Origin of the sequence: Xanthomonas sp. LMC-A-07 (assembly GCF_030208825.1) — a bacterium.
Classification (GTDB): domain Bacteria; phylum Pseudomonadota; class Gammaproteobacteria; order Xanthomonadales; family Xanthomonadaceae; genus Xanthomonas; species Xanthomonas campestris.
The window spans coordinates 380618-400357 of the sequence record NZ_JARVTF010000005.1 but is presented as its reverse complement, the minus strand read 5'-3'; the positions used below and the strand labels follow the sequence as shown (position 1 = coordinate 400357).

21 protein-coding genes are annotated in these 19740 nt (G+C 65.6%); 12 read left to right on the top strand and 9 right to left on the bottom strand.

Annotated features, from left to right (window positions below; genetic code table 11):
* Positions 1–15: 15 nt before the first annotated feature.
* From pstA to QRM89_RS04735, 5 genes are all read right to left on the bottom strand, one after another.
* Positions 16–879, bottom strand: coding sequence for a phosphate ABC transporter permease PstA (gene pstA / locus QRM89_RS04755; RefSeq protein ID WP_011036710.1), 864 nt, complete (start codon positions 877–879; stop codon positions 16–18).
* On the bottom strand, positions 879–1853 hold the full coding sequence (gene pstC / locus QRM89_RS04750; protein ID WP_011036711.1) for a phosphate ABC transporter permease subunit PstC: 975 nt from the start codon (positions 1851–1853) through the stop codon (positions 879–881). Before pstC ends, pstA begins: the two co-directional genes overlap by 1 nt.
* Before the next feature lie 112 nt (positions 1854–1965).
* The gene (gene pstS, locus QRM89_RS04745) at positions 1966–3057 is read right to left on the bottom strand and encodes a phosphate ABC transporter substrate-binding protein PstS (RefSeq protein ID WP_103699696.1); all 1092 of its coding nucleotides are present in this window, start codon (positions 3055–3057) and stop codon (positions 1966–1968) included.
* Between the two features lie 177 nt (positions 3058–3234).
* Positions 3235–4254, bottom strand: coding sequence for a phosphate ABC transporter substrate-binding protein PstS (gene pstS / locus QRM89_RS04740; RefSeq protein WP_285447405.1), 1020 nt, complete (start codon positions 4252–4254; stop codon positions 3235–3237).
* A 192-nt stretch (positions 4255–4446) separates the two neighbouring features.
* Positions 4447–5697: an OprO/OprP family phosphate-selective porin gene (locus QRM89_RS04735; protein ID WP_285447404.1), complete on the bottom strand. Its 1251-nt coding sequence runs from the start codon at positions 5695–5697 to the stop codon at positions 4447–4449.
* 339 nt (positions 5698–6036) lie between these two features.
* On the opposite strand from QRM89_RS04735, the gene QRM89_RS04730 reads away from it, so the two are divergent.
* From QRM89_RS04730 to QRM89_RS04720, 3 genes are all read left to right on the top strand, one after another.
* Positions 6037–6357 (top strand): hypothetical protein, encoded by a 321-nt coding sequence (locus QRM89_RS04730; RefSeq protein ID WP_192886189.1) that lies wholly within the window; start codon positions 6037–6039, stop codon positions 6355–6357.
* A 111-nt stretch (positions 6358–6468) separates the two neighbouring features.
* Positions 6469–7149 (top strand): carbonic anhydrase, encoded by a 681-nt coding sequence (locus tag QRM89_RS04725; protein ID WP_014507368.1) that lies wholly within the window; start codon positions 6469–6471, stop codon positions 7147–7149.
* A 12-nt stretch (positions 7150–7161) separates the two neighbouring features.
* A complete protein-coding gene (locus QRM89_RS04720; RefSeq protein WP_070692868.1) occupies positions 7162–8721 on the top strand; it encodes a SulP family inorganic anion transporter in 1560 nt (519 codons plus the stop codon).
* A 201-nt stretch (positions 8722–8922) separates the two neighbouring features.
* On the opposite strand, the gene nth is transcribed toward QRM89_RS04720, so the two are convergent.
* From nth to QRM89_RS04705, 3 genes are read right to left on the bottom strand one after another with little or no spacing between them, the layout of a single operon-like run.
* Complete coding sequence (gene nth / locus QRM89_RS04715) at positions 8923–9606, bottom strand: endonuclease III (protein WP_115004347.1); 684 nt, start codon at positions 9604–9606, stop codon at positions 8923–8925.
* Complete coding sequence (locus tag QRM89_RS04710; protein ID WP_115004348.1) at positions 9603–9971, bottom strand: hypothetical protein; 369 nt, start codon at positions 9969–9971, stop codon at positions 9603–9605. The genes nth and QRM89_RS04710 overlap by 4 nt, the downstream gene beginning before the upstream one ends.
* Positions 9972–9981: 10 nt before the next feature.
* Positions 9982–10764, bottom strand: coding sequence for an enoyl-CoA hydratase-related protein (locus tag QRM89_RS04705; protein WP_285447403.1), 783 nt, complete (start codon positions 10762–10764; stop codon positions 9982–9984).
* A 164-nt stretch (positions 10765–10928) separates the two neighbouring features.
* Between QRM89_RS04705 and QRM89_RS04700 the strand changes: the two genes are divergently transcribed.
* From QRM89_RS04700 to QRM89_RS04685, 4 genes are all read left to right on the top strand, one after another.
* Positions 10929–11627 (top strand): FKBP-type peptidyl-prolyl cis-trans isomerase N-terminal domain-containing protein, encoded by a 699-nt coding sequence (locus tag QRM89_RS04700; protein ID WP_004429231.1) that lies wholly within the window; start codon positions 10929–10931, stop codon positions 11625–11627.
* A gap of 90 nt (positions 11628–11717) precedes the next feature.
* Positions 11718–12515, top strand: a complete 798-nt coding sequence (locus QRM89_RS04695; RefSeq protein ID WP_115004350.1) for a CoA pyrophosphatase — start codon at positions 11718–11720, stop codon at positions 12513–12515.
* Positions 12512–13399 carry a sulfurtransferase gene (locus QRM89_RS04690; RefSeq protein WP_115004351.1) on the top strand — a complete coding sequence of 296 codons (888 nt, stop codon included), beginning with the start codon at positions 12512–12514 and terminating at the stop codon, positions 13397–13399. Before QRM89_RS04695 ends, QRM89_RS04690 begins: the two co-directional genes overlap by 4 nt.
* 73 nt (positions 13400–13472) lie before the next feature.
* Positions 13473–14423: a DUF1684 domain-containing protein gene (locus QRM89_RS04685; protein ID WP_285447402.1), complete on the top strand. Its 951-nt coding sequence runs from the start codon at positions 13473–13475 to the stop codon at positions 14421–14423.
* Between the two features lie 9 nt (positions 14424–14432).
* Here the strand turns inward: QRM89_RS04685 and QRM89_RS04680 are convergent, their stop codons facing one another.
* Positions 14433–15008, bottom strand: coding sequence for an N-acetylmuramoyl-L-alanine amidase (locus QRM89_RS04680; protein ID WP_042598805.1), 576 nt, complete (start codon positions 15006–15008; stop codon positions 14433–14435).
* Between the two features lie 23 nt (positions 15009–15031).
* Here QRM89_RS04680 and QRM89_RS04675 point away from each other — a divergent pair, with 23 nt between their 5' ends.
* The 5 genes from QRM89_RS04675 to QRM89_RS04655 all read left to right on the top strand — a co-directional run bounded on the left by QRM89_RS04675 (position 15032) and on the right by QRM89_RS04655 (position 19711).
* Positions 15032–15523, top strand: a complete 492-nt coding sequence (locus tag QRM89_RS04675) for an MOSC domain-containing protein (RefSeq protein WP_042598806.1) — start codon at positions 15032–15034, stop codon at positions 15521–15523.
* Positions 15520–16047, top strand: coding sequence for a hypothetical protein (locus QRM89_RS04670; RefSeq protein ID WP_285447401.1), 528 nt, complete (start codon positions 15520–15522; stop codon positions 16045–16047). Before QRM89_RS04675 ends, QRM89_RS04670 begins: the two co-directional genes overlap by 4 nt.
* Positions 16048–16091: 44 nt before the next feature.
* Entirely contained in the window at positions 16092–16598 is a 507-nt protein-coding gene (locus QRM89_RS04665; RefSeq protein ID WP_115005598.1) for an N-acetyltransferase, read from the top strand.
* A 174-nt stretch (positions 16599–16772) separates the two neighbouring features.
* Positions 16773–17732 carry an SAM-dependent methyltransferase gene (locus QRM89_RS04660; RefSeq protein ID WP_285447400.1) on the top strand — a complete coding sequence of 320 codons (960 nt, stop codon included), beginning with the start codon at positions 16773–16775 and terminating at the stop codon, positions 17730–17732.
* Between the two features lie 365 nt (positions 17733–18097).
* Complete coding sequence (locus QRM89_RS04655; RefSeq protein ID WP_285447399.1) at positions 18098–19711, top strand: ATP-binding cassette domain-containing protein; 1614 nt, start codon at positions 18098–18100, stop codon at positions 19709–19711.
* The last annotated feature ends 29 nt before the right edge of the window (positions 19712–19740 follow it).

Here is a 19740-nt window from a genome sequence, read left to right as displayed (position 1 = left end):
GTCCGGAAAGAAAGGTCAGTCATTGGAAATCTTGTTACGCAACAGCAGCGCACGTGCGCCCAGGCTCACCAACAAGACGAACACGGTCAGTACCAGTGCACCTGACCAGGCCAGGGTCTGCCACGACTCATACGGGCTGCCGGCAAACTGGTTCATGATCACCGGCACGCTGGCCATCGGCTGGAAGATGTTGCTGTTCCAGTACTGGTTGCCGAAGGCGGTGAACAGCAGTGGTGCGGTTTCGCCGCTGATGCGCGCCAGCGCCAGCAGCACGCCGGTGACGATGCCGGCAGACGCGCTGCGATACAGCACCTGCACGGTCACCTTCCAATGCGGAATGCCCAGCGACAGCGCTGCTTCGCGCATTTGCGAAGGCACCAGGCGCAGCATTTCGTCGGTGGTGCGCACCACCACCGGCAGCACGATGAAGGCCAGCGACAGCGCACCGGCAAACGCGGAGAAGCGCCCGCCGGTCTGCATCACGTACAGCGTGTACACGAACAGGCCCAGCACAATGGACGGTGCCGACAACAGGATGTCGTTGACGAAGCGCACCACCACGCCGGTCTTGCGCGCATTTCCGTATTCGGCCAGCCAGGTACCGGCCGCCACGCCCAGCGGCGTGCCGATCGCGATTGCCAGGCCACACATCACCGCGCTGCCGAAGAAGGCATTGAGCAAGCCGCCTTCCTGCATCGGCGGCGGGGTCATCTTGGTAAACAGGTTGACGTCGATGCCGGGCACGCCCTTGGACAGCAACGTCCACAGGATCCAGCCGAGGAAGAACAGCCCGAACAACGCCGTGACGCAGGACAGCAGCAGCGCCACCACGTTGGTGATGCGGCGCCGCGTGTAGAGGTGTTGCGAGACCGACGACATCAGTTGCCCTCCCGACGCGAGAGCTGCATCAGCATGAAGCGCGCAATGGCCAGCACGATGAAGGTCACGATGAACAACACGAAGCCCAGCAACAGCAGCGCGGAGCGATAGGTTTCGGTTGCCTCACCGAAATCGTTGGCGATCAATGCCGCAATGGTGGTGCCGGGTTCCAGCAGCGACGGCGACAGGCGCACCGTGTTGCCGACCACGAAGGCCACCGCCATGGTTTCACCCAGTGCGCGGCCCAAGCCCAGGAACACGCCGCCAATCACTGCAGACCGCGTGTAGGGCAGCACGATGTCCCAGCTGACTTCCCACTTGGTCGATCCCAGCGCGTACGCCGATTCCTTCAGGCGCGTCGGCACGGTCAGGAACACTTCGCGCATCACCGAGGAAATGAACGGGATCACCATGATCGCCAGCACAAAGCCTGCGGTCAGCAGGCCGATGCCCAGCGGCGGGCCCTGAAACAACTTGCCGATCAGCGGCAGCGTGCCCAGGTTGTCGTTGAGCCATGGCGTCACGTGCTCGGTCATCACCGGCACCAGCACGAACAGGCCCCACATGCCGTAGATGATCGAAGGAATGCCGGCGAGCAACTCGATTGCCGTGCCGACCGGGCCGCGCAACCAGCGCGGCGCCACTTCGGTGAGGAAGAAGGCGATGCCGAAACTCACCGGCACTGCAATCACCATCGCGATCAACGCAGTGACCAAGGTGCCGTAGATCGGTGCCAGCGCACCGTATTTGTTCTCGACCGGATTCCAGTCGGCGGAATAGAAGAAGCTCAGGCCCTGCATCTGCAGCGCGTGGCGTCCGCCCCACAACATCGACAGCGCAGCGCTGCCCAGGGCCAACAGGACGAAGACGACGGTTGCCGCCAATGCCAGTTTGAACAGGCGATCGGCACGCGCATCGCGCAGATCGCGGCCGCGCGGTGCGGTCATCGCTTCGGGAATGGCGGTGGCATTCATTCGATTGGGCTCGTCACCCGCGCAATCGCGGGAGCGTGAGATAGCAGGATCGACGCGGCGCCCTCAGGCACCGCGTCGCAGCGCAACCCGCCACAGCGGCGGGAGGCGAACATCACTTGAACTCGCTGCCCCAGTAGGCTTCGATCTGCTTCACCAGCTCCGGCGGCAACGGCACATAGTGCAGTTCGCTGGCCTGGGCCTGGCCGTTTTCCAGCGCCCACTTGAAGAAATCCAGCGTGGCCTTGCTGCGGGCCGCGTCCTTGGGCTGCTTGTGCATCAGCATGAAGTTGGTCGCGGTGATCGGCCAGGCCTTCTCGCCCGGTGCATTGGTGATCACCAGGTTGAAGTCCTTGGCATTGGTCCAGTCGGCGCTGGCCGCAGCGGCGCCGAAGCTTTCAGCGTTCGGCTCCACCCACTGGCCGGCAGCGTTCTGCATCGACGCGTACGGCATCTTGTTCTGCAGCGCGTAGGCCAGTTCGACATAGCCGATCGAGCCCTTGATCTGCTGCACATACGAGGCCACGCCTTCGTTGCCCTTGCCGCCCACGCCGCCCGGCCATTGCACCGAGGTGCCTTCGCCGACCTTGGTCTTCCACTCCGGGCTGACCTTGGACAGGTAGTTGGAGAAGTTGAACGTGGTGCCCGAACCGTCGGAGCGATGCACCAGGTTGATCTTGGTCGCCGGCAGGGTCACGCCCGGGTTGGCCGCAGCAATCGCCGCGTCGTTCCACATGGTGACCTTGCCCAGGAAGATGTCGCCGAGCAGGGCGCCGGTCAGGCGCAGCTTGCCGGGCGCCATGCCTTCGATGTTCACCACCGGCACCACGCCGCCAATGGCCGAGGGGAACTGGCCCAGGCCGGCCTGCTGCAGCTCGGCGCTATCGAGCGGCTTGTCGGAGGAGCCGAAATCCACGGTGCCGGCCTTGATCTGCGCAATGCCGCCGCCCGAACCGATCGACTGGTAATTGACCTTGTTGCCGGTGGCGGCGTTGTAGTCGGCCGACCACTTGGACACCAGCGGGTAGATGAAGGACGCACCGGCGCCGGCGATCTCCGCGGTCTTGCTCTCGCCGGCCGCCGCGCCTGCGTTGGCACCGCCTTGTGCGGGATCGCCGGACTGCGCGTCCTTGCCGGGCGAGCAGGCCGCCAGGGCGAGGGCGATGGTGAGGGACAGGGCGGTCAGGCTGGCCGACTGCAGTTTCATGGTGGCTCCGAGGCAGGATTGGCCGGGTGTCCGGCAGACGCAGCTATGAAATGATGTTTTTGTTACACGTGCATGACAGCGCCATCCGGGCACTGGCATCACAAAAAAAGACGCGGACCCGAAAGTCCGCGTCCCGGTCCGGACGCCGGGGAGAGAGACGGCGTCGGTCCTGTGCACTTAGCGGGGCAGGGTCTTGGCCCAGTAGGCCTCGATCTGGCTGACCAGCGTGTCCGGCAGCGGCACGTAGTCCAGCGCCTTGGCCTGCGCATCGCCCTTGCTGTAGACCCAGCGGAAGAACTCCAGGGTGTTCTTCAGGCCGGCCGGATTCTTCGGCTTCTTCTGCACCAGGATGAAATTGGTGGCGGTGATCGGCCAGGCGTTGTCGCCGGCGGCATTGGTCATCACCAGGTAGAAGTCCTTGCTGCTGCCCCAGTCGGCACTGTTGGCGGCCGCGGCGAAGGTCTCATCGGACGGCTGTACGAACTTGCCGGCCGCATTCTTCATCGCGGTGTAGGCCATCTTGTTCTGCAGCGCGTACGACAGCTCGACATAGCCGATGCCGCCCTTGATCTGCTTCACGTAGGCGGCCACGCCTTCGTTGCCCTTGCCGCCGATGCCGGTCGGCCACTGCACCGCGGTGCCTTCGCCGACCTTGCTCTTCCAGTCCGGATTGACCTTGGATAGGTAGTTGGTGAAGTTGAAGCTGGTGCCCGAACCGTCGGAGCGATGCACCACGGTGATCTTGCTGTCGGGCAGCTTCACGCCCGGGTTCAGCGCAACGATGGCCGCATCGTTCCAGGTGGTGACCTTGCCCAGGAAGATATCGCCCAGGGTCTTGCCGTCCAGCTTGACCGCACCGGCAGCGATGCCCGGCACGTTGATCACCGGCACCACGCCGCCGATCACCGACGGAAACTGCGCCAGCCCGGCGGCAGCCAACTCTTCGGGCTTGAGCGGGGCATCGGAAGAACCGAAATCCACGCTGGCGGCCTTGATCTGCGCAATGCCGCCACCGGAGCCGATCGACTGATAGTTGACCTGCTTCTTGGTGGCGGTGTTGTAGTCGGACGACCACTTCGACATGACCGGGTAAATGAACGATGCGCCGGCGCCGGTGACATCGGCAGCCTGGGCGCCCATGGCCAGTGCGGCAGCGAGCACGCCGACAGCCAGACGGGATTTGATGGAAGAGATCACGGAACAGCTCCTTGTAGCGATAGGGATGACGTCCCGCAGGGCGCCATTGCAGGGCAATGGCGTGACTGCGCAATGTCGGGGAGATGACACGAAGATGACGGGGCGGAAGTGGCACCTGTCACAGCGACGCACAGGGCCACGTGCCGTCAGTGCCGGCGGCAGGCGTCAGCAGACGCCTGCCGCAGCGATGGCTTACCAATAGAACTGCGCGCGTGCCTCGATGATCGACGGGTTGTCGTCGACCAGCCCGCGGGTGGCGCTGTTGTAGCGGGTGCTTTCGACCTTGGCGTAGTCGAGTGCGAACTTGAAGTTGGAGCGCCAGTACCAGTTGGCGCCGATGGTCCACACATCCATCTTGCCGCCCAGCACGCCATCGACGAACGGCGTGTTGCCGTTGGCGATCAGGTGGCCGTCGTTGAGGTCCAGGGTGTCGTAGCGCACTGCCAGCTGCCACATGCCGGATGCCGGTTCGTTGGGCAGCGGGGTGGTCGGCACGCCGGCCTTGTAGCCCCAGGTTTCGCCGGTAATGTTCCAGACCCCGCTGACGTACCAGCCGTCACTCTTATAGTTGTTTGCGTTGGCGCCGATGCGGTTGGCGTTTTCCTGGAAGTACTCGCTCTGCAGCTTGAATGGCCCGGTGATCCACATCGCTTCAGCGCCGGCCACGCCCACGTTGTCGACATTGGTGATGGCACCGCTGTCGATCAGGCGCACGGTGGTGAGGTCGGCGTCGGGGCGCGCGCGCAGGCGCAGGGTGTCGTCGTCGGTGTCGTAGGCCAGATAGCTGAGGCCGAAGTGCAGCACATTGCCGGTCTCATTGATCGGCGCCCAGGTGCCGCGTGCGCCGTAGCCGCTGCCGTGGGCCTGGTTGCGGGTCAGTTCGCGGCCGAACGCGCTGGCGGTCAGGCTCCAGTTGTTGTCGCCCATGCCGTACGCCACACCGAGCCGGCGCGAGATGCCGTAGGTATTGGTGACCGCGGCCTTGGACACAAAGTCATTGTTCTTGGTGCTGGACAGCTCTTCCAGGCTGTTGGGCTGCTTGAACTGGCCGAACTGCAGGTAGTTGTTGGCGTTGCCGCCGAACTTGTACTTGATGTTGTTGTCCAGGAAGCGCCCGGTGCTGCGGATAGTGGTGCCGCGCACAGTGACTTCCTTCAGCACGCTGGGGTCGTAGCCGGCGACCCATTCGAAGTTGCCCGGCCCCTTGCCCTTGAGCACCAACTCGGCGCGACGAATGCTGAATTCGGAATTGTCGCCGTTGGCGCCGATCGGGCCGTTGAGATCCTGCACGTCGTTGTGGAACCAGTTGCCATCGGCCTGGACCAGGCCTTCCAGCGACATTTCCGAGCCGCCGATCACATCGATGGCGATTTCGGCGTGGGCTGCCGGCGCGGCGAGCGCCATCAGCAATGCGGAGCCGAGCAGGGTAGGAGAAAGTTTCATGGTGCCTTGCGACCTGACGAGAAAGTGGGCGCAGGCTAGGTCGTGAAAGTTGCGTTAATGTGACAATTCCGCAACCATTCGTCGGAACACTTTTTGTCAATCAAGACAAAGATTTACGCGTGTTTTGTTTTTGTCAGTGTGTGTCATGAGTCTGAACGAAGTCGCGCTTATGACAGTTTTGATAGGCGCCGAAACCCGGCAATTTGCGTGGCTTAGTTAATGGCGAGCTGAACCGCAGCCCGCAAGTGGCGCTTTCCATCGCACTTTGTGCATCGCACCACTTGCGCTGTCGGGTTCTAAATTGTTAGTTTCGAGGCCATGTTTCCGCGATTCCTCCAATTGCTGTTGGTTTGCCTGCTCGCGCTCACCGCGTGGTCGGCAGCCAATGCGCACACCCGCATCCAGAATGCGTTAGTGGGCGACGGCTTGGCGGTGATGGTGGATGCTGGCGAAGAACGCGATGCCACCGAAGATCCGCAGGACGATGGGGACTCCCAGACCCAAGTCGATACACAGCCTGCAGACGATATCCCCTTGCTCTCCCAAGCATGGCCGGTGCTGGCGCGGTATTCACCCTCTTGGTACGCGCATCACGCGCCGGCAAATCACAAACGCGACCTGATCCCGCAACTGCGTCCTCCAAACGCCCTGCGCGCCTGATCCCAGCTGTCGCTGTACCCGGTGTGTCCGCCGGATTCTCTTGATTTGTTCAATTTCGCAATTCGCGGTTTGCGCCGCGGATCGCTATCCGTTGCCTAGAGGTTATCTCCCATGGAAAGTTTGCTTGAAGGTTTTCGTCATTTCCGTAAGGAAGTGTATCCGCGCCAGAGTGCGCGCTTTCATGAACTCGCTGCCGGCCAGAAGCCGCACACGCTGTTCATCACCTGCGCCGACTCGCGCGTCATGCCGGAGCTGATCTTCTCCGCGCAGCCCGGCGAATTGTTCGTCTACCGCAACATCGGCAATGTGGTGCCGCCTTACTCGCAGCACGTCAGTGGCGTGGTTGCGGCGATCGAATACGCCATCGCTGTGTTGGGTGTGCGCCACATCGTGGTCTGCGGCCATACCGACTGCGGCGCCATGAAGGCCGTGCTCAAGCCCGAGTCGCTGGAAGATGTGCCGTCCGTGGCTGCCTGGTTGAAGCACACCGACGCAGCGCGTCACGTCACCGCCCACCATGGCCATGATCCGGCCAGCCAGGAGGCGCTGAGCTGCATGACCGAAGAGAACGTGGTCTCGCAGCTGGACCATCTGCGGACGCAACCGGTCGTGGCAGCACGCCTGGCGGCAGGCACGTTGCGGATCCATGGCTGGATCTACGATATCGCCCACGGAGAGATCCGCGCCTTCGATGCCGAAAAGGGGGGCTTCCGCCCGCTCCTGGGCGAGAAGACTCCCGAAGCCACTCCTCGCCCGCGCTTGCAGCAAGCGGTGCGGGCTGAACTCGTCTGACGGAGCACACTCATGAACACAGCAGGTATCGGCGGATATTTCCGTCAGGGGCTGTTCGGGCGTGATTTGCTCGCGTCAGTGGTGGTCTTCCTTGTTGCGTTGCCCTTGTGTATGGGCATCGCGATCGCATCCGGCATGCCGCCGGCAACGGGTCTGATCACCGGCATCATCGGCGGACTGGTTGTTGGTTTTCTGGCGGGCTCACCGTTGCAGGTGAGCGGCCCGGCCGCCGGCCTGGCTGTGTTGGTGTTCGAACTGGTGCGCGAGCATGGCGCTGCCGCGCTCGGTCCGGTGATTCTGGTGGCTGGCGCGATCCAGCTGGTCGCCGGTCTGTGCCGGGCAGGAGTGTGGTTCCGGATGACGTCGCCGGCCGTGGTGGCCGGGATGTTGTCGGGCATCGGCATCCTGATCGTGGCCTCGCAGGCGCACGTGCTGATGGATGCAGCGCCCAAGGCGCGTGGTCTGGAGAACTTCGCTGCACTGCCTGCCGTGTTGTGGCAGGCGATCAGCGAAGGCACCGGCCGCACCGCCTTGTTCGTGGGCCTGGCGACCATCGGCATCATCCTGGCGTGGGACAAGCTGCGTCCGCAGCGCTTGCGCTTCCTGCCGGGTGCATTGATCGCGGTGGTGGTGGTGACGGCGACCGTGCAGCTGCAGGGACTGAACGTCAACAAGGTCGATGTGCCGACCAACCTGTTCTCGGCGATCAGTATTCCCAGCCTTTCCGACATCTTCGGGGTGTTCAATCACACCTTGCTGGTGTCGGCGGTGACCTTCGCCTTCATCGCCAGTGCCGAGACCTTGTTGTCGGCAGCGGCGGTGGATCGGATGCACCAGGGCGCACGGACGCAGTACGACCGTGAGCTGGCGGCGCAGGGCGTGGGCAACATGCTGTGCGGTTTCCTGGGTGCATTGCCGATGACCGGCGTGATCGTGCGCAGTGCGGCCAATGTGCAGGCCGGTGCTGCCACGCGTGCGTCGACCATCCTGCACGGCAGCTGGTTGCTGGTGTTCGCGATGCTGCTGCCGTGGCTGTTGCGGATGACGCCGGTGGCCTGTCTGGCCGGCATCCTGGTCTACACCGGCGTGAAGATGATCAAGATCGGTCAGGTCAAGGAACTGGCGACCTATGGCCGCGGCACTGCCGCGATCTATCTGGCCACCACGTTTGCGATCGTGGCCACCGACCTGCTGACCGGTGTGCTGATCGGTTTCGGTCTGTCGCTGTTCCGTCTGGCCCTGCATTCCTCGCGCCTGAAGGTCGAGGTGCGCGAGCACGCCGACAAGAAGGACGAAATGCATCTGACCCTGCAGGGTTCTGCAACGTTCCTGAAGGTGCCGGCGATGGCGCGCACGCTGGAAAGCGTTCCGCCGAACACGGTGCTGCATCTGGACGTGGCCAAGCTGCATCACGTCGACCATGCGTGCATCGAGTTGCTGCGCGACTGGAGCCGCAACGCAGCGTCGCGCGGCTGTGAGCTGGCCGTGGACTGGAATGAGCTGGATCGTCGCGTGGAGGGCCAGCGCAAGGTGGATCCTGTGCCGACGCAGGAACCGCGCAAAGCGGCCTGACCCTGATAGCCACCCGGCGTTCGCGCCGGGTGTGTCCTGTCGTGACCGGATGATGCATGGCGCCGATAAGACGCATCATCCGGTCGCGATTTTTTTTGGGCCGGATTGGGGATTTGCAGATAGGGGATTTGCACTGGCGGCTTTCGACTGGCGGTTACTGCGCGCAGCCCGATCCTTGCTTCCCCGGTCTTTCGTTCGCGATCAGGCAGCCACCGTCTTGTCGCGGTAGCGGCATAGATCGTGGATCACGCAATTCGGGCAATCCGGTTTGCGTGCCTTGCAGACGTAGCGCCCGTGCAGGATCAGCCAGTGGTGGGCGTCGTGCAGGAATTCGGCCGGAATCACCTTGACCAACTTGTCTTCGACCACGCGCACGTCTTTGCCGGGTGCTAGGCCGGTGCGGTTGGCGACGCGAAAGATGTGGGTGTCCACGGCCATGGTGGGTTCGCCGAACGCGGTGTTGAGCACCACGTTGGCGGTCTTGCGGCCCACGCCAGGTAGCGCCTCGAGCGCGGCCCGATCATGTGGCACCTCGCCGCCGTAACGCTCCAGCAGGATGCGGCAGGTGGTGATGACGTTCTTGGCCTTGGCGTTGAACAATCCAATCGTCGAGATGTAGCGCTTCAGGCCTTCTTCGCCCAGGTCCAGGATGTCGCGTGGCGTATTGGCGACCGGGTACAGCTTGCGCGTGGCCTTGTTGACGCCAACATCGGTGGCTTGTGCGGACAACAGCACCGCAATCAGCAATTCGAACGGCGTGGTGTATTCCAGCTCGGTGGTGGGATGCGGGTTGAGTTCGCGCAGCCGCGCAAACAGCTCCTGTATCTCCGGCTTACGCAGGGTGCTGCCGCGACGCGGGGGCGGTGCGGAAAGTGCGCTGCTCATGTGGACGCTCCACCGCTGGCTTTGGCTTTCGCGCGCGCCAGGATCGCGGCGGCGAGCGGGGGCAAGGCTGGCGCTGTGGGTTGCGCAGGCGTGGGCGCAGGCGCGCGGCGCGCGTCACGTTCGGCCGCGCGTCGTTGCAAGCGCGCGGTGCGTGCTTGATAGCGTTGACGCGCGGCCCATGCGGTCTGTAGGCGTTGCTGTGCGGCAAGCAGGGTGGCGGTCACAGCGGGATCCACTGCGTCGTGCTGTTCAGGGCAGTACTCCATCAGCCCGAGCGCCAGCGCGCCATCGAGATCGTCGGCCAGCACGCGTTCGAACAACTGCAAAGGCAGTGCATGCGGCGAGGAAACTACATCGGGGTTCATGGCGATGCGCTCAGCGATTGCGGAACTGCGCGGGGCGCTTGTCGAGAAACGCACGTGTGCCTTCGCGCATGTCGTCGGTCGCAAACAGCAGGGAAAATTGCGCGGTTTCCAGCTGCAGGCCTTCTTCCATGCCGCATTCGCCGCCCACCACCACCGCATCCAGGATGCCGCGCAGCGCGAGCGGTGCGGAGCCGGCCAGGCGCTCGGCCAGTGCGGTGGTTTCTGCCTGCAAGGCCTCCGGTTCGACCACGCGATTGACCAGGCCCAGTTGCAGGGCGCGCGCGGCATCGATCGGCGTGCCGAGCAGGCACAGCTCCAATGCGGCGGCGCGGCCGGTGAGGCGGAGCAGGCGTTGCGTGCCGCCGAAGCCCGGGATCAGGCCCAGATTGATTTCCGGTTGCGCGATCCGTGCAGTGGCGGCGGCAATGCGCAGGTGGCAGGCCATCGCCAGTTCCAGCCCGCCGCCCAACGCGAACCCGTTGACCATGGCGATCACCGGCTTGGGCATCCGTTCGATCCTGCGCATCAGCCGCTGCCCCAGCAGCGAAAACTCGCGGCCCTGCATTGCGGAGAGCTCGCTCATCTCGGCGATGTCCGCGCCGGCCACGAAGGCCTTGGGGCCGGCGCCGGTCAGCACGACCACGCGCACGTCTTCGGCCGCTGCCGCCTCTGCAAATGCCGCATCCAGCGCCTGCATGGTCTGCTGGTTCAAGGCGTTCAGCTTGTCCGGGCGATTGACCGTAATGGTCCGGACATTGGCGTGGTCTGCGATCAGAATGACGTGATTGGACATCGAACTTCCTGGCTAACGTAAAAAAAAAGTAAATGCGGAACTTCTGAAACCCTTGCTGGTCATAGGTTTCGTGATAAGTAGCGGTTCGCTATCGCGGCCGCTATCCTAGCGCGTCATCTCAGGCGGCAGACCCGTCCTGTGCCACCACCCTGGAGAATTGTTTGATGAAGTTGCGTTCGATCGCGGTCGCTGTGGCGGCCCTGGCCCTGACGGGCAATGCGCTGGCCCAGGACACAACGTCCGAGAAGGGCAAGCTGAGCTACTACTTTGGTTATGACTACGGCAACAATCTTGCCGAGCTCACCGGACGTGGTGAACAGCTGGATATCAACTCGGTGGTGAAGGGTCTGCAGGACGCCTATGCCAAGAAGCAGCCGGCCATCACTGCCGACCAGCTGAAGCCGGCCGTGGAAGCGTTCCAGAAGCGTGAGCAGGGCCGTGCCCAGCAGGCCAAGGCCGAGTACGACAAGGCCGCTGCCGCCAACAAGACCAAGAGCGATGCGTTCCTGGCCAAGAACAAGAGCACCGCTGGCGTGCAGACGCTGCCGAGCGGCGTGCAGTACCGCGTGATCGAAGCCGGCAAGGGCGCCAAGCCGACCCAGGCCAGCACCGTGCAGCTCGAAGTCGCCGGTCCGTTCCCCTTCGGCGACCGCGAGAAGGCACGTCCTGCGCAGCAGATCCCGGCCATCAAGGTCAGCGAAGTCGAGATGCAGGCCATGCGCGATACGCTGCTGCAGATGCCGGCCGGCTCCAAGTGGGAAGTGACCCTGCCGCCGGAAAAGGCCTACGGTGCCGACCCGCGTACCCCGTTCCCGCCGAACGTGGCCGTGCAGTTCGAGATCAAGCTGGTCAGCGTCAAGTAATTGCGTTTGCTGTTGCTGTGACAACGCCGGCCACCAGGCCGGCGTTGTCGTTTCAGGTATCGGAAGGACATCACGCGCGGAGGCCGCACGATGCAGGGCGAGGATTCGAACGGCGGTAGCCTGGCCAGCCCGTGTATCGGTGTATGTTCGCTGGACGCGCAGGGGAGCTGTGTCGGTTGCCTGCGGAGCCTGGATGAAATTGCACGCTGGATGAGCATGAGTGACGGTGAACGCCTGGAATATCTGCAGACGGTGCTGCCCGCGCGCGCGTTGGCGGCGCAGCTGCCCGAGTGCGCGGCCTTGCAGCGTGCGCTGTATCCGCTGCACACCGCGCCGGACGGGCCCGGCTGGAACCATGCCGAGTTGATCGATCTCACCGAAGGCGGCGCCTCGGCGGAAGCTGCGGTGTTATGCGGACTGGTGCCGCGCACGCAGGGCACGATGGTGTTGCTGACGCGGCGCACCGACAGCCTGCGCCATCACGCCGGGCAGGTGAGTTTCCCCGGTGGCCGGATCGAGCCGTCCGATGCCGATGCGGCAGCGGCGGCGTTGCGCGAAAGCTGCGAGGAAATCGCCCTGGGCGCGCAGCAGGTGCACGCACTGGGCTACCTGGACCCGTTTCTGACCGTCAGTGGGTTCCGTGTGACTCCGGTGGTGGCGGTGATCGACCCGGCCTTTGTGGCCGTACCGCAGCCGGACGAGGTGGCCGACGTCTTCGAGGTGCCTCTGGCCTATCTGATGGACCCGGACAATCTGCGCAGCGTGGAGCTGGAGTACCGCGGCCGGCCACGTCGCGTGCTCGAATACGACTGGCCCGGTCACCGGATCTGGGGTGCCACCGCGGCCATTCTTCTCAATCTTCGCCGTCGTCTGGAGCAGAGTGCATGAGTGCCGAACCCGACTGGACCACGCTGGTGGACAGCGCCATCCTGGCAGCAGCGCTGCAGCACCCGCAGCTGCGTCTGCTGGATGCGCGGGCGGCACCGCCCACTGTGCCGGACCCGGGCGCCGCACAGCGCGACTACGCACGAGGACATCTGCCGGGTGCGCATTTCGCCGATCTGCACGACGCGCTGGCGGATGTGTCGCGCCCTGGGCAAGGGCGTCATCCGCTGCCGCACAGTGATGTCTTCGCGGCCCAGCTCGGCCGCTGGGGGATCACGCCCGACAGCCAGGTGGTGGTCTATGACGCGGCCGACGGCAGCATGGCGGCCGCACGTGCGTGGTGGATGCTGCGGCTGATGGGCCATCGCCGCGTGGCGGTACTGGATGGCGGTCTGGCCGCCTGGCGTGCGGCCGGGTTGCCCGAGACCACGGCAGTGCCTTCGCCGGCCGACAGCGGCGCGTACCCGGGCAGTTTCGATGCGGATGCGGTGGTGGACGCCGAGGCGATCCTGGCGCGCCTGGATGCGGCGCCGGGCTGGCTGCTCGACGCACGCGCCGGTGAGCGCTTTCGTGGCGAGGTGGAGCCCATCGACCCGGTGGCCGGGCATGTGCCGGGCGCGGTGAGTCGCCCGCTCGGCATGAGCCTGCGTGATGGGCGGTTCAAGCCGGCGGCGGAGTTGCGCGCCGAGCTGGGCGCGCTGCTGGGCGACTACGCGCCGGAGCAGGCCGTGGTGATGTGTGGCTCGGGTGTGACCGCCTGCCATCTGCTGCTCGCGCTGGAGGTGGCAGGGCTCTCCGGTGCGCGCGTGTATGCCGGATCGTGGAGCGGCTGGTTGCAGGATCGCAGCCGCCCGGTCGCGGTCGCTAGCCAATTGCAGGCACAATAGACGCAGGAAAGGTGGCCTGTGGGGACGCAGGCTCGCTGCGCGGAGCGCAGTTCTCGCAGTGTTGGGTGTGCTGATGCGGTGGCAGTTGCAGCGTGGCGCGATAGGCGTCGTGGGAATCGTGCTGGTGGTTGCATGTTCGGCCGGGTCGACCTCGCAGGGCAGTGGTGCAGCGGCTGAGCCATCGAGCGCGCGCGCCGATCGTGACGGCTACGCTGCAGCGCTTGCGCAGGCACGTGCGGCGCGCCGTGCCCAATTGCATGCTCCGGATGGCTGGTTGAGCTACACCGGCTCCGGCCGCGTGCGCCCGGGCCGCTATCGGGTGGGGGCCGACCCGCATGCCGATATCGTGCTGCCGGCGGGGCCTGCGCAGCTGGGCAACCTGACGCTGGATCCCGAAGGACAGCTGCGTTTCCAGGCCGCGGCCGGCACCGGAGTGACGCTGCACGGCAAGCCCGTGACAGAGGTGGTGCTCGCGCCCGAGCGGGCAGGGCAGCCGGGCGACCGTCTGCGTATCGATGCGCGCGAGTTCTATGTGGTGCAGACCGGCGCCTTGTACGGGTGGCGGTTTCGCGACCCGGCAGCGCTGGCGCAGTTCGGTGAGCTGGACTATTTCCCTACGGATGCGCACTGGCGTATCGACGCGCAGTGGCAGCCGTATGACGCGCCACGTGCCACCACGTTATTGACCTCGATCGGCACACCGTTGACGGTGCAGGTGCCGGGCGAAGCGGTGTTCACCCGCAACGGCCAGCGTTATCGCCTGCGTCCGATCGCGCAGGACGGGGATGCGCGGCTGTTCTTCGTGTTCGCCGACCGTACCAGCGGCAAGGAAAGCTACGGCGGCGCGCGCTATCTCTACACAGACGCGCCGCGCGACGGCCGCGTTGTGCTGGATTTCAATCTGGCCGAGAACCCGCCGTGCGCGCTGACGCCGCATGTAGTGTGCCCGATTGCACCGCCGGACAATCGCCTGGATCTGGCGGTCAACGCCGGCGAGAAGACCTATCGCCCATCCGGTCGCTGAGCGCGGCGCTCAGCGCGGCGCGTGCACCCAGCGCACGGCAGTTTCGATGCGCTCCCACGGAAACAAGGGCCCGGGGTCGCGCTTGCGCTGGATCTTGCGCGACGGGTCGTCGCTGGCCGCTTCCTGGGTGGTGTCCAATGCCTCGTGGCCGGCAATCCGCCGTACCGACGGCAGCTGTTGCTGCAACCATTGCAGCAAGGTCACCAGCGCGTTGATTTGCGCGTCGGGGTAGGGCTCGTGCATCTGCTGATGGCGCGAATCCAGCCAATGCGGATAACGCCCGCTGTTGACCAGTTCGATGCCCAGCGTGTGCGGATTGTGGCCGCGCACGTGGTGGGCGACGCGCTCCAGCGCCACGTATTGCTGAATGCTGCCATTGCGGTCGATGTAGTAGTGGCCGCTGTTGCCGGTGCCGCTGTCGTAGAGCACGCGTTCGCCGTATTCGCGCGCCATCGCCATGTCCGGCAACTCGGTGCAATGGATGACCACCATGTCGATGTTGCGCAGCGTGCGCCGGGCCAGCCGCGATTCGTAGGACAACGGCGCGTAGGTGATCGGGGGCGACGGCAGGACGGCATCGGACATGGTGCGGATGCTAGCATTCGACGATGGCTTTGAATCCCGACAGCCCGCTGGGCAAATTGATGGCGACGCTGCCGCAGACCGGGCAGGTGACCTGGATCGGCGTGCGTCCTGCGCGTGATGTGGCAATGCTGGAAGTGGATGCGGCGCAGGCCACCACCGGCATTGGCTTGGTGGGCGATCGCTACAAGGGCGGCAGCGGCAAGCGCGGCATCACCCTGATGCAGGCCGAGCACCTACCGGTGATTGCCGCATTGGCCGGCCAGGCGGCACTGGCGCCGGCAACCTTGCGCCGCAACCTGGTGGTGGCCGGAATACCGTTGATTGCATTGAAAGGGCGGCGGTTCCGCATCGGTGAGGTGGAGCTGGAAGGCACCGACCCTTGCGACCCGTGTTCGCGCATGGAAGAGGCGCTGGGGCCGGGCGGCTATAACGCGATGCGCGGCCACGGCGGGCTGTGCGCGCGCATCCTGCGCGGCGGCGTGCTGCGCATCGGCGATACGGTGCAGGCGCTATGAGTCGCGGCCATTGCATCCTGGCGCATGGGTTCGAAAGCGGGCCCGATGCGCTCAAGGTCACCGCGCTGGCAGAAGTGGCCGAGCGCCTGGGATGGACGCATGAGCGGCCCGACTTCACCGACCTGGACGCGCGCCGCGACCTGGGCCAGCTGGGCGACGTGCGCGGCCGGCTGCAGCGTTTGCTGGAGATTGCGCGCGCCGCCGCCGAGAAAGGCCCGGTGGTGCTGGCGGGCTCCAGCCTGGGCTCCTACATCGCCGCACAGGTCTCGCTGCAGGTGCCGACGCGCGCGCTGTTCCTGATGGTGCCGCCGACCAAGATGGGGCCGTTGCCGGCGCTGGACGCCGCAGCGGTGCCGATCTCCATCGTGCATGCCTGGCACGATGAACTGATTCCGGCCGCCGACGTCATTGCCTGGGCGCAGGCCCGTTCGGCGCGGCTGCTGTTGGTCGATGACGGGCATCGCCTGGGTGCGCATGTGCAGGCCGCTTCGCGCGCCTTCGCCGAACTGCTGCAGAGCCTGTGATGCACGACGACCACGACATGCCATCGGCGCAGACCGATGCGCCGATGAGTGTGCTGATCCGCGAGGCGAGCGACGGCGACGCCGCTGCCATCGAGGTGCTGACGATGGTGGCCTTCATGCGCGCCGAGCACAGCCGGCATGACGAGCAGCATGTGATCGCCGCGCTGCGTAACGACGATGCGCTGGCGCTGTCGTTGGTCGCCGATCACGACGGCTATGTGGTCGGCCATCTGGCGGTGTCGCCGGTGGCGCTATCCGATGGTTCTACCGGCTGGTTCGCACTCGGCCCGCTGGCAGTGGGGCCAGGCCATCAACGTCAGGGGCTCGGCACGCGCCTGGTGCAGGCGGCCCTGGCCACCTTGCGCGAGCGCGGTGCGGCTGGGTGCGTGGCCTACGGCGAACCCGGCTTTTTCCGGCGGTTGGGATTTGCGGTGGAGCCGGGGTTGAGCGTGCCCGACGCGCCCGCATCGGAATTGCAGGCGCTGGCCTTCGGCGACCGGCTGCTGCCGCTGGCCGATGTGGCCTATCACCCGGCCTTCGGGCTGGGCTGAGCTCTTCGCGTTCGCTGCGCTGTGGTCGCTGCGCACGAGTAATGGCGCAGCCGCGCTGCGCTCGCATCGTGCGCATTCGCTCGCCGGCATCTTGCCTCGCCCTTCGGGCCGCATCGCGGCGCCGCACGCGCCACCATGGCGGCAGACAGCGATTGGCGCTTGCCGAGGTGAACGATGCAACGGGACGAGCAACCACTGCCGCAGACGGCACCGCACGGCCAGGTGGTTTCGCATCTGGGCGAGACGGACACCGATGACGCGACCTTGCTCGCGTCGATCAAGACGCGGCTGCGTCAACAAAACGATCGCTCTGCTGCAGACGTGGAGCATCTACTGCAATTGGTCGATGCGCTGTGGGCGATGGAACTGGGCCGGTTCCTGCTGCGCAACCGCGGGCTCAATGCGTATTGGACGCATCAGCTGGTGACGTATCAGGCAGGAACCCTGATGCAGCAGACGACGCCTGCGCTGGAGTACGAACTCTTCGAAAACACGCCCGCCGTGCTCGCAACGCGCGAGCGCTTTGGCATCTTCCGTACGCAGTTGCAGGCGTTGCTGCGGCCCGGCATGACGTTGGCCTCGCTGCCGTGCGGCTGGATGGGCGACGTGCTGAGCCTGGACTACGGGCCGTGCCCGGATGTGCGGCTGATTGGTATCGATCTCGACCCGCAGGCGTTGGACGGTGCATTGCGGCTTGCGCAGCAGTACGGCCTGGAAGGCCAGTTGACGCTGCGGCTTGAGGATGCCTGGGCGCCGGGCGAGCCGAACAGCGTGGATGTGTTGACCAGCAACGGCCTCAATCTCTATGAGCCGGACGATGCGCGCGTGATTGCCTTGTACCGCGCATTTTTTGACAGGCTGCTGCCGGGCGGCACGCTGGTTGCGAGCTTCCTGACGCCGCCACCGAGCCTGTGTGCCGAGTCGCCCTGGAAACTGGACCTGATCGACGGCGCTGCGTTGGTGCTGCAGAGCCAGGTATTCATCGATGTAATGCAGGCGCGCTGGGCGTCCTTCCGTACGCATGCGCAGACTCGCACGCAGCTGGAGAGCGCAGGGTTTGCCGATGTGCGTTTTATCGATGATCGCGCAAGCATTTTTCCGACGGTGATTGCGCAGAAACCGATGGGTCATTGAGATGTAACTCCCGAGTGCAGGCCTGGTTGCAACTGCTTGATCGTGTGCAACGTGGCTCTCGGTGGGTGCATTGTCATCAGGCGGCGCGCGCTGATCTGCCAGATGCATCGCGTTGCGCATCCAACGCCGGGCGTTGGAGACGACGCGCACTAGCCGCTCTCACATGACGCACAAGTTGAACGGAATCAGCGGCGTAAACGTGCCAGAGGGTTCCGTCACGCCCACGCACCGGCCTACACTTGCACCATTGCTCACCGCTTGAGGGTTGGTCCAATGCGCCATTGATGCCGCCGTCGTGATGACGGCCGAACCCGCTGCCGTTCCGGTTGGATCGGCGCGCGTGCTGGCATGCAATGGAGTAACCGATGACCTGTCCTTCGCTGACGCTGGAAAGCGTTACGTATCTGCTGCCTGATGGCAGCCCTTTGTTTTCTGATCTCACCACGCAGATCGATCAGCGCCGCACCGGCCTGGTCGGTCGCAATGGCGTGGGCAAGAGTGTGCTTGGCCGCATCCTGGCCGGTGCGCTGGCGCCCAGTGGCGGGCGCTGCGTCCGTACCGGCAGCGTGCATTACCTGCCGCAGCGGGTGAGCGCCGCGCCCGGGCAAAGCATCGCCGCGCTGGCCGGCGTGGCGCCGCTCCTGGATGCGTTGGACCGCATTGCGAACGGCAGCGTGGAAGCGGCTGATTTCGAACGGGTGGGTGAGCGCTGGACTGCGCATCAGACATTCGCCGCTGCCCTGGAACAGCACGGCCTGGGCGGGCGCGATGCGCGTGCGCCGGCGGACACGCTCAGCGGTGGCGAGGCGATGCGGGTGGCACTGGCGGGCGCATGGCTGGCGCAGCCAGACTTTTTGATCCTGGACGAGCCGAGCAATCATCTGGATGGCGTGCAGCGCGCGCGCTTGCTGGCGCAGTTGCAGGCCTGGACCGGCGGGCTGCTGGTGATCAGCCATGACCGCGCGTTGCTGGAGACGATGCAGCGCATCCTGGAGCTGTCGCCGCAGGGGCTGCGCAGCTACGGCGGCAACTACAGCGCTTATGCCGCGCAGCGGGCGCTGGAACGGCAGGCCGCCTGCGACCTGCTGGCCTGCCGCAAGCTGGAGCGGCAGCGGGGCGAGCAGGCCCTGCGCAGCCAGCAGCAACGGCAGCAGCAGCGCCAGGCACGTGGCAGCCGTGCCGCCAGCCAGGCCAATCAGGCGCCGATCCTGCTTGGCCGGCAGAAGCAGCGAAGCGAGGCCAGCGCCGGGCGCCTGCACCAGCAGCGCAGCGCCGAGCGCGCACGCCTGGCCACTGCCGTCACCGATGCGGCAGTGCAGGTGGATCACGCGCAGGCGGTCGCGCTGCTGCCGCCGTTCTCGCCGGCCACCGCGGCGCACCGGCTTGCCACGTTGCAGCAGGTGGCGCTGGCGGATGGGCGGCTGGGTGGGCGGCGGCTGGACCTGCTGCTGCACGGCCAACCACGCATCGGGGTGGTCGGGCCCAATGGCAGTGGCAAGTCGTCGTTGCTGCGGCTGCTGGCCGGGCAACTGCTGCCGTCAGCCGGGCAGTGCGCCATCCACGTGCCAGTGGCCTATCTGGAGCAGGACCTGGCGCAGCTGGACCCGGCGCGTTCGGCCGCGCAGCACCTGCACGCTGCCGACCCCGATGGCCAGGCCCATTCGCAACGCTTGCGGCTTGCGCTGCTGGGCCTGGACCAGGCCCGTGCCGACCTGCCCACCGGCCAGCTCAGCGGCGGCCAACGGCTGAAGGTGGCGCTGGCCTGTGCGCTATACCGGGCCCGGCCGGCGCAGTTGCTGCTGCTGGACGAGCCAACCAACCATCTGGACCTGGCCTCGGTGGAGGCGGTGGAAGCGCTGCTGCAGGACTATCGGGGCGCCCTGATGGTGGTCTCGCACGACGCCGCCTTCCTGCAACGGCTGGGTCTGCAGCAGCGCCTGGACACGGCCCAGTCGCAGTGGCGGCTGGCGCCGTGGTGAACCGCGCACTGGCAGGGCAGGCCGTCGGG

What these genes read in the sequence shown, in the direction of transcription:
- pstA (WP_011036710.1), bottom strand. Translation starts at nt 879, where the DNA reads ATGTCGTCGGTCTCGCAACACCTCTACACGCGGCGCCGCATCACCAAC.
- pstC (WP_011036711.1), bottom strand. Translation starts at nt 1,853, where the DNA reads ATGAATGCCACCGCCATTCCCGAAGCGATGACCGCACCGCGCGGCCGC.
- pstS (WP_103699696.1), bottom strand. Translation starts at nt 3,057, where the DNA reads ATGAAACTGCAGTCGGCCAGCCTGACCGCCCTGTCCCTCACCATCGCC.
- QRM89_RS04735 (WP_285447404.1), bottom strand. Translation starts at nt 5,697, where the DNA reads ATGAAACTTTCTCCTACCCTGCTCGGCTCCGCATTGCTGATGGCGCTC.
- QRM89_RS04725 (WP_014507368.1), top strand. Translation starts at nt 6,469, where the DNA reads ATGGAAAGTTTGCTTGAAGGTTTTCGTCATTTCCGTAAGGAAGTGTAT.
- QRM89_RS04720 (WP_070692868.1), top strand. Translation starts at nt 7,162, where the DNA reads ATGAACACAGCAGGTATCGGCGGATATTTCCGTCAGGGGCTGTTCGGG.
- nth (WP_115004347.1), bottom strand. Translation starts at nt 9,606, where the DNA reads ATGAGCAGCGCACTTTCCGCACCGCCCCCGCGTCGCGGCAGCACCCTG.
- QRM89_RS04710 (WP_115004348.1), bottom strand. Translation starts at nt 9,971, where the DNA reads ATGAACCCCGATGTAGTTTCCTCGCCGCATGCACTGCCTTTGCAGTTG.
- QRM89_RS04705 (WP_285447403.1), bottom strand. Translation starts at nt 10,764, where the DNA reads ATGTCCAATCACGTCATTCTGATCGCAGACCACGCCAATGTCCGGACC.
- QRM89_RS04700 (WP_004429231.1), top strand. Translation starts at nt 10,929, where the DNA reads ATGAAGTTGCGTTCGATCGCGGTCGCTGTGGCGGCCCTGGCCCTGACG.
- QRM89_RS04695 (WP_115004350.1), top strand. Translation starts at nt 11,718, where the DNA reads ATGCAGGGCGAGGATTCGAACGGCGGTAGCCTGGCCAGCCCGTGTATC.
- QRM89_RS04690 (WP_115004351.1), top strand. Translation starts at nt 12,512, where the DNA reads ATGAGTGCCGAACCCGACTGGACCACGCTGGTGGACAGCGCCATCCTG.
- QRM89_RS04685 (WP_285447402.1), top strand. Translation starts at nt 13,473, where the DNA reads ATGCGGTGGCAGTTGCAGCGTGGCGCGATAGGCGTCGTGGGAATCGTG.
- QRM89_RS04680 (WP_042598805.1), bottom strand. Translation starts at nt 15,008, where the DNA reads ATGTCCGATGCCGTCCTGCCGTCGCCCCCGATCACCTACGCGCCGTTG.
- QRM89_RS04675 (WP_042598806.1), top strand. Translation starts at nt 15,032, where the DNA reads ATGGCTTTGAATCCCGACAGCCCGCTGGGCAAATTGATGGCGACGCTG.
- QRM89_RS04670 (WP_285447401.1), top strand. Translation starts at nt 15,520, where the DNA reads ATGAGTCGCGGCCATTGCATCCTGGCGCATGGGTTCGAAAGCGGGCCC.
- QRM89_RS04665 (WP_115005598.1), top strand. Translation starts at nt 16,092, where the DNA reads ATGAGTGTGCTGATCCGCGAGGCGAGCGACGGCGACGCCGCTGCCATC.
- QRM89_RS04660 (WP_285447400.1), top strand. Translation starts at nt 16,773, where the DNA reads ATGCAACGGGACGAGCAACCACTGCCGCAGACGGCACCGCACGGCCAG.
- QRM89_RS04655 (WP_285447399.1), top strand. Translation starts at nt 18,098, where the DNA reads ATGACCTGTCCTTCGCTGACGCTGGAAAGCGTTACGTATCTGCTGCCT.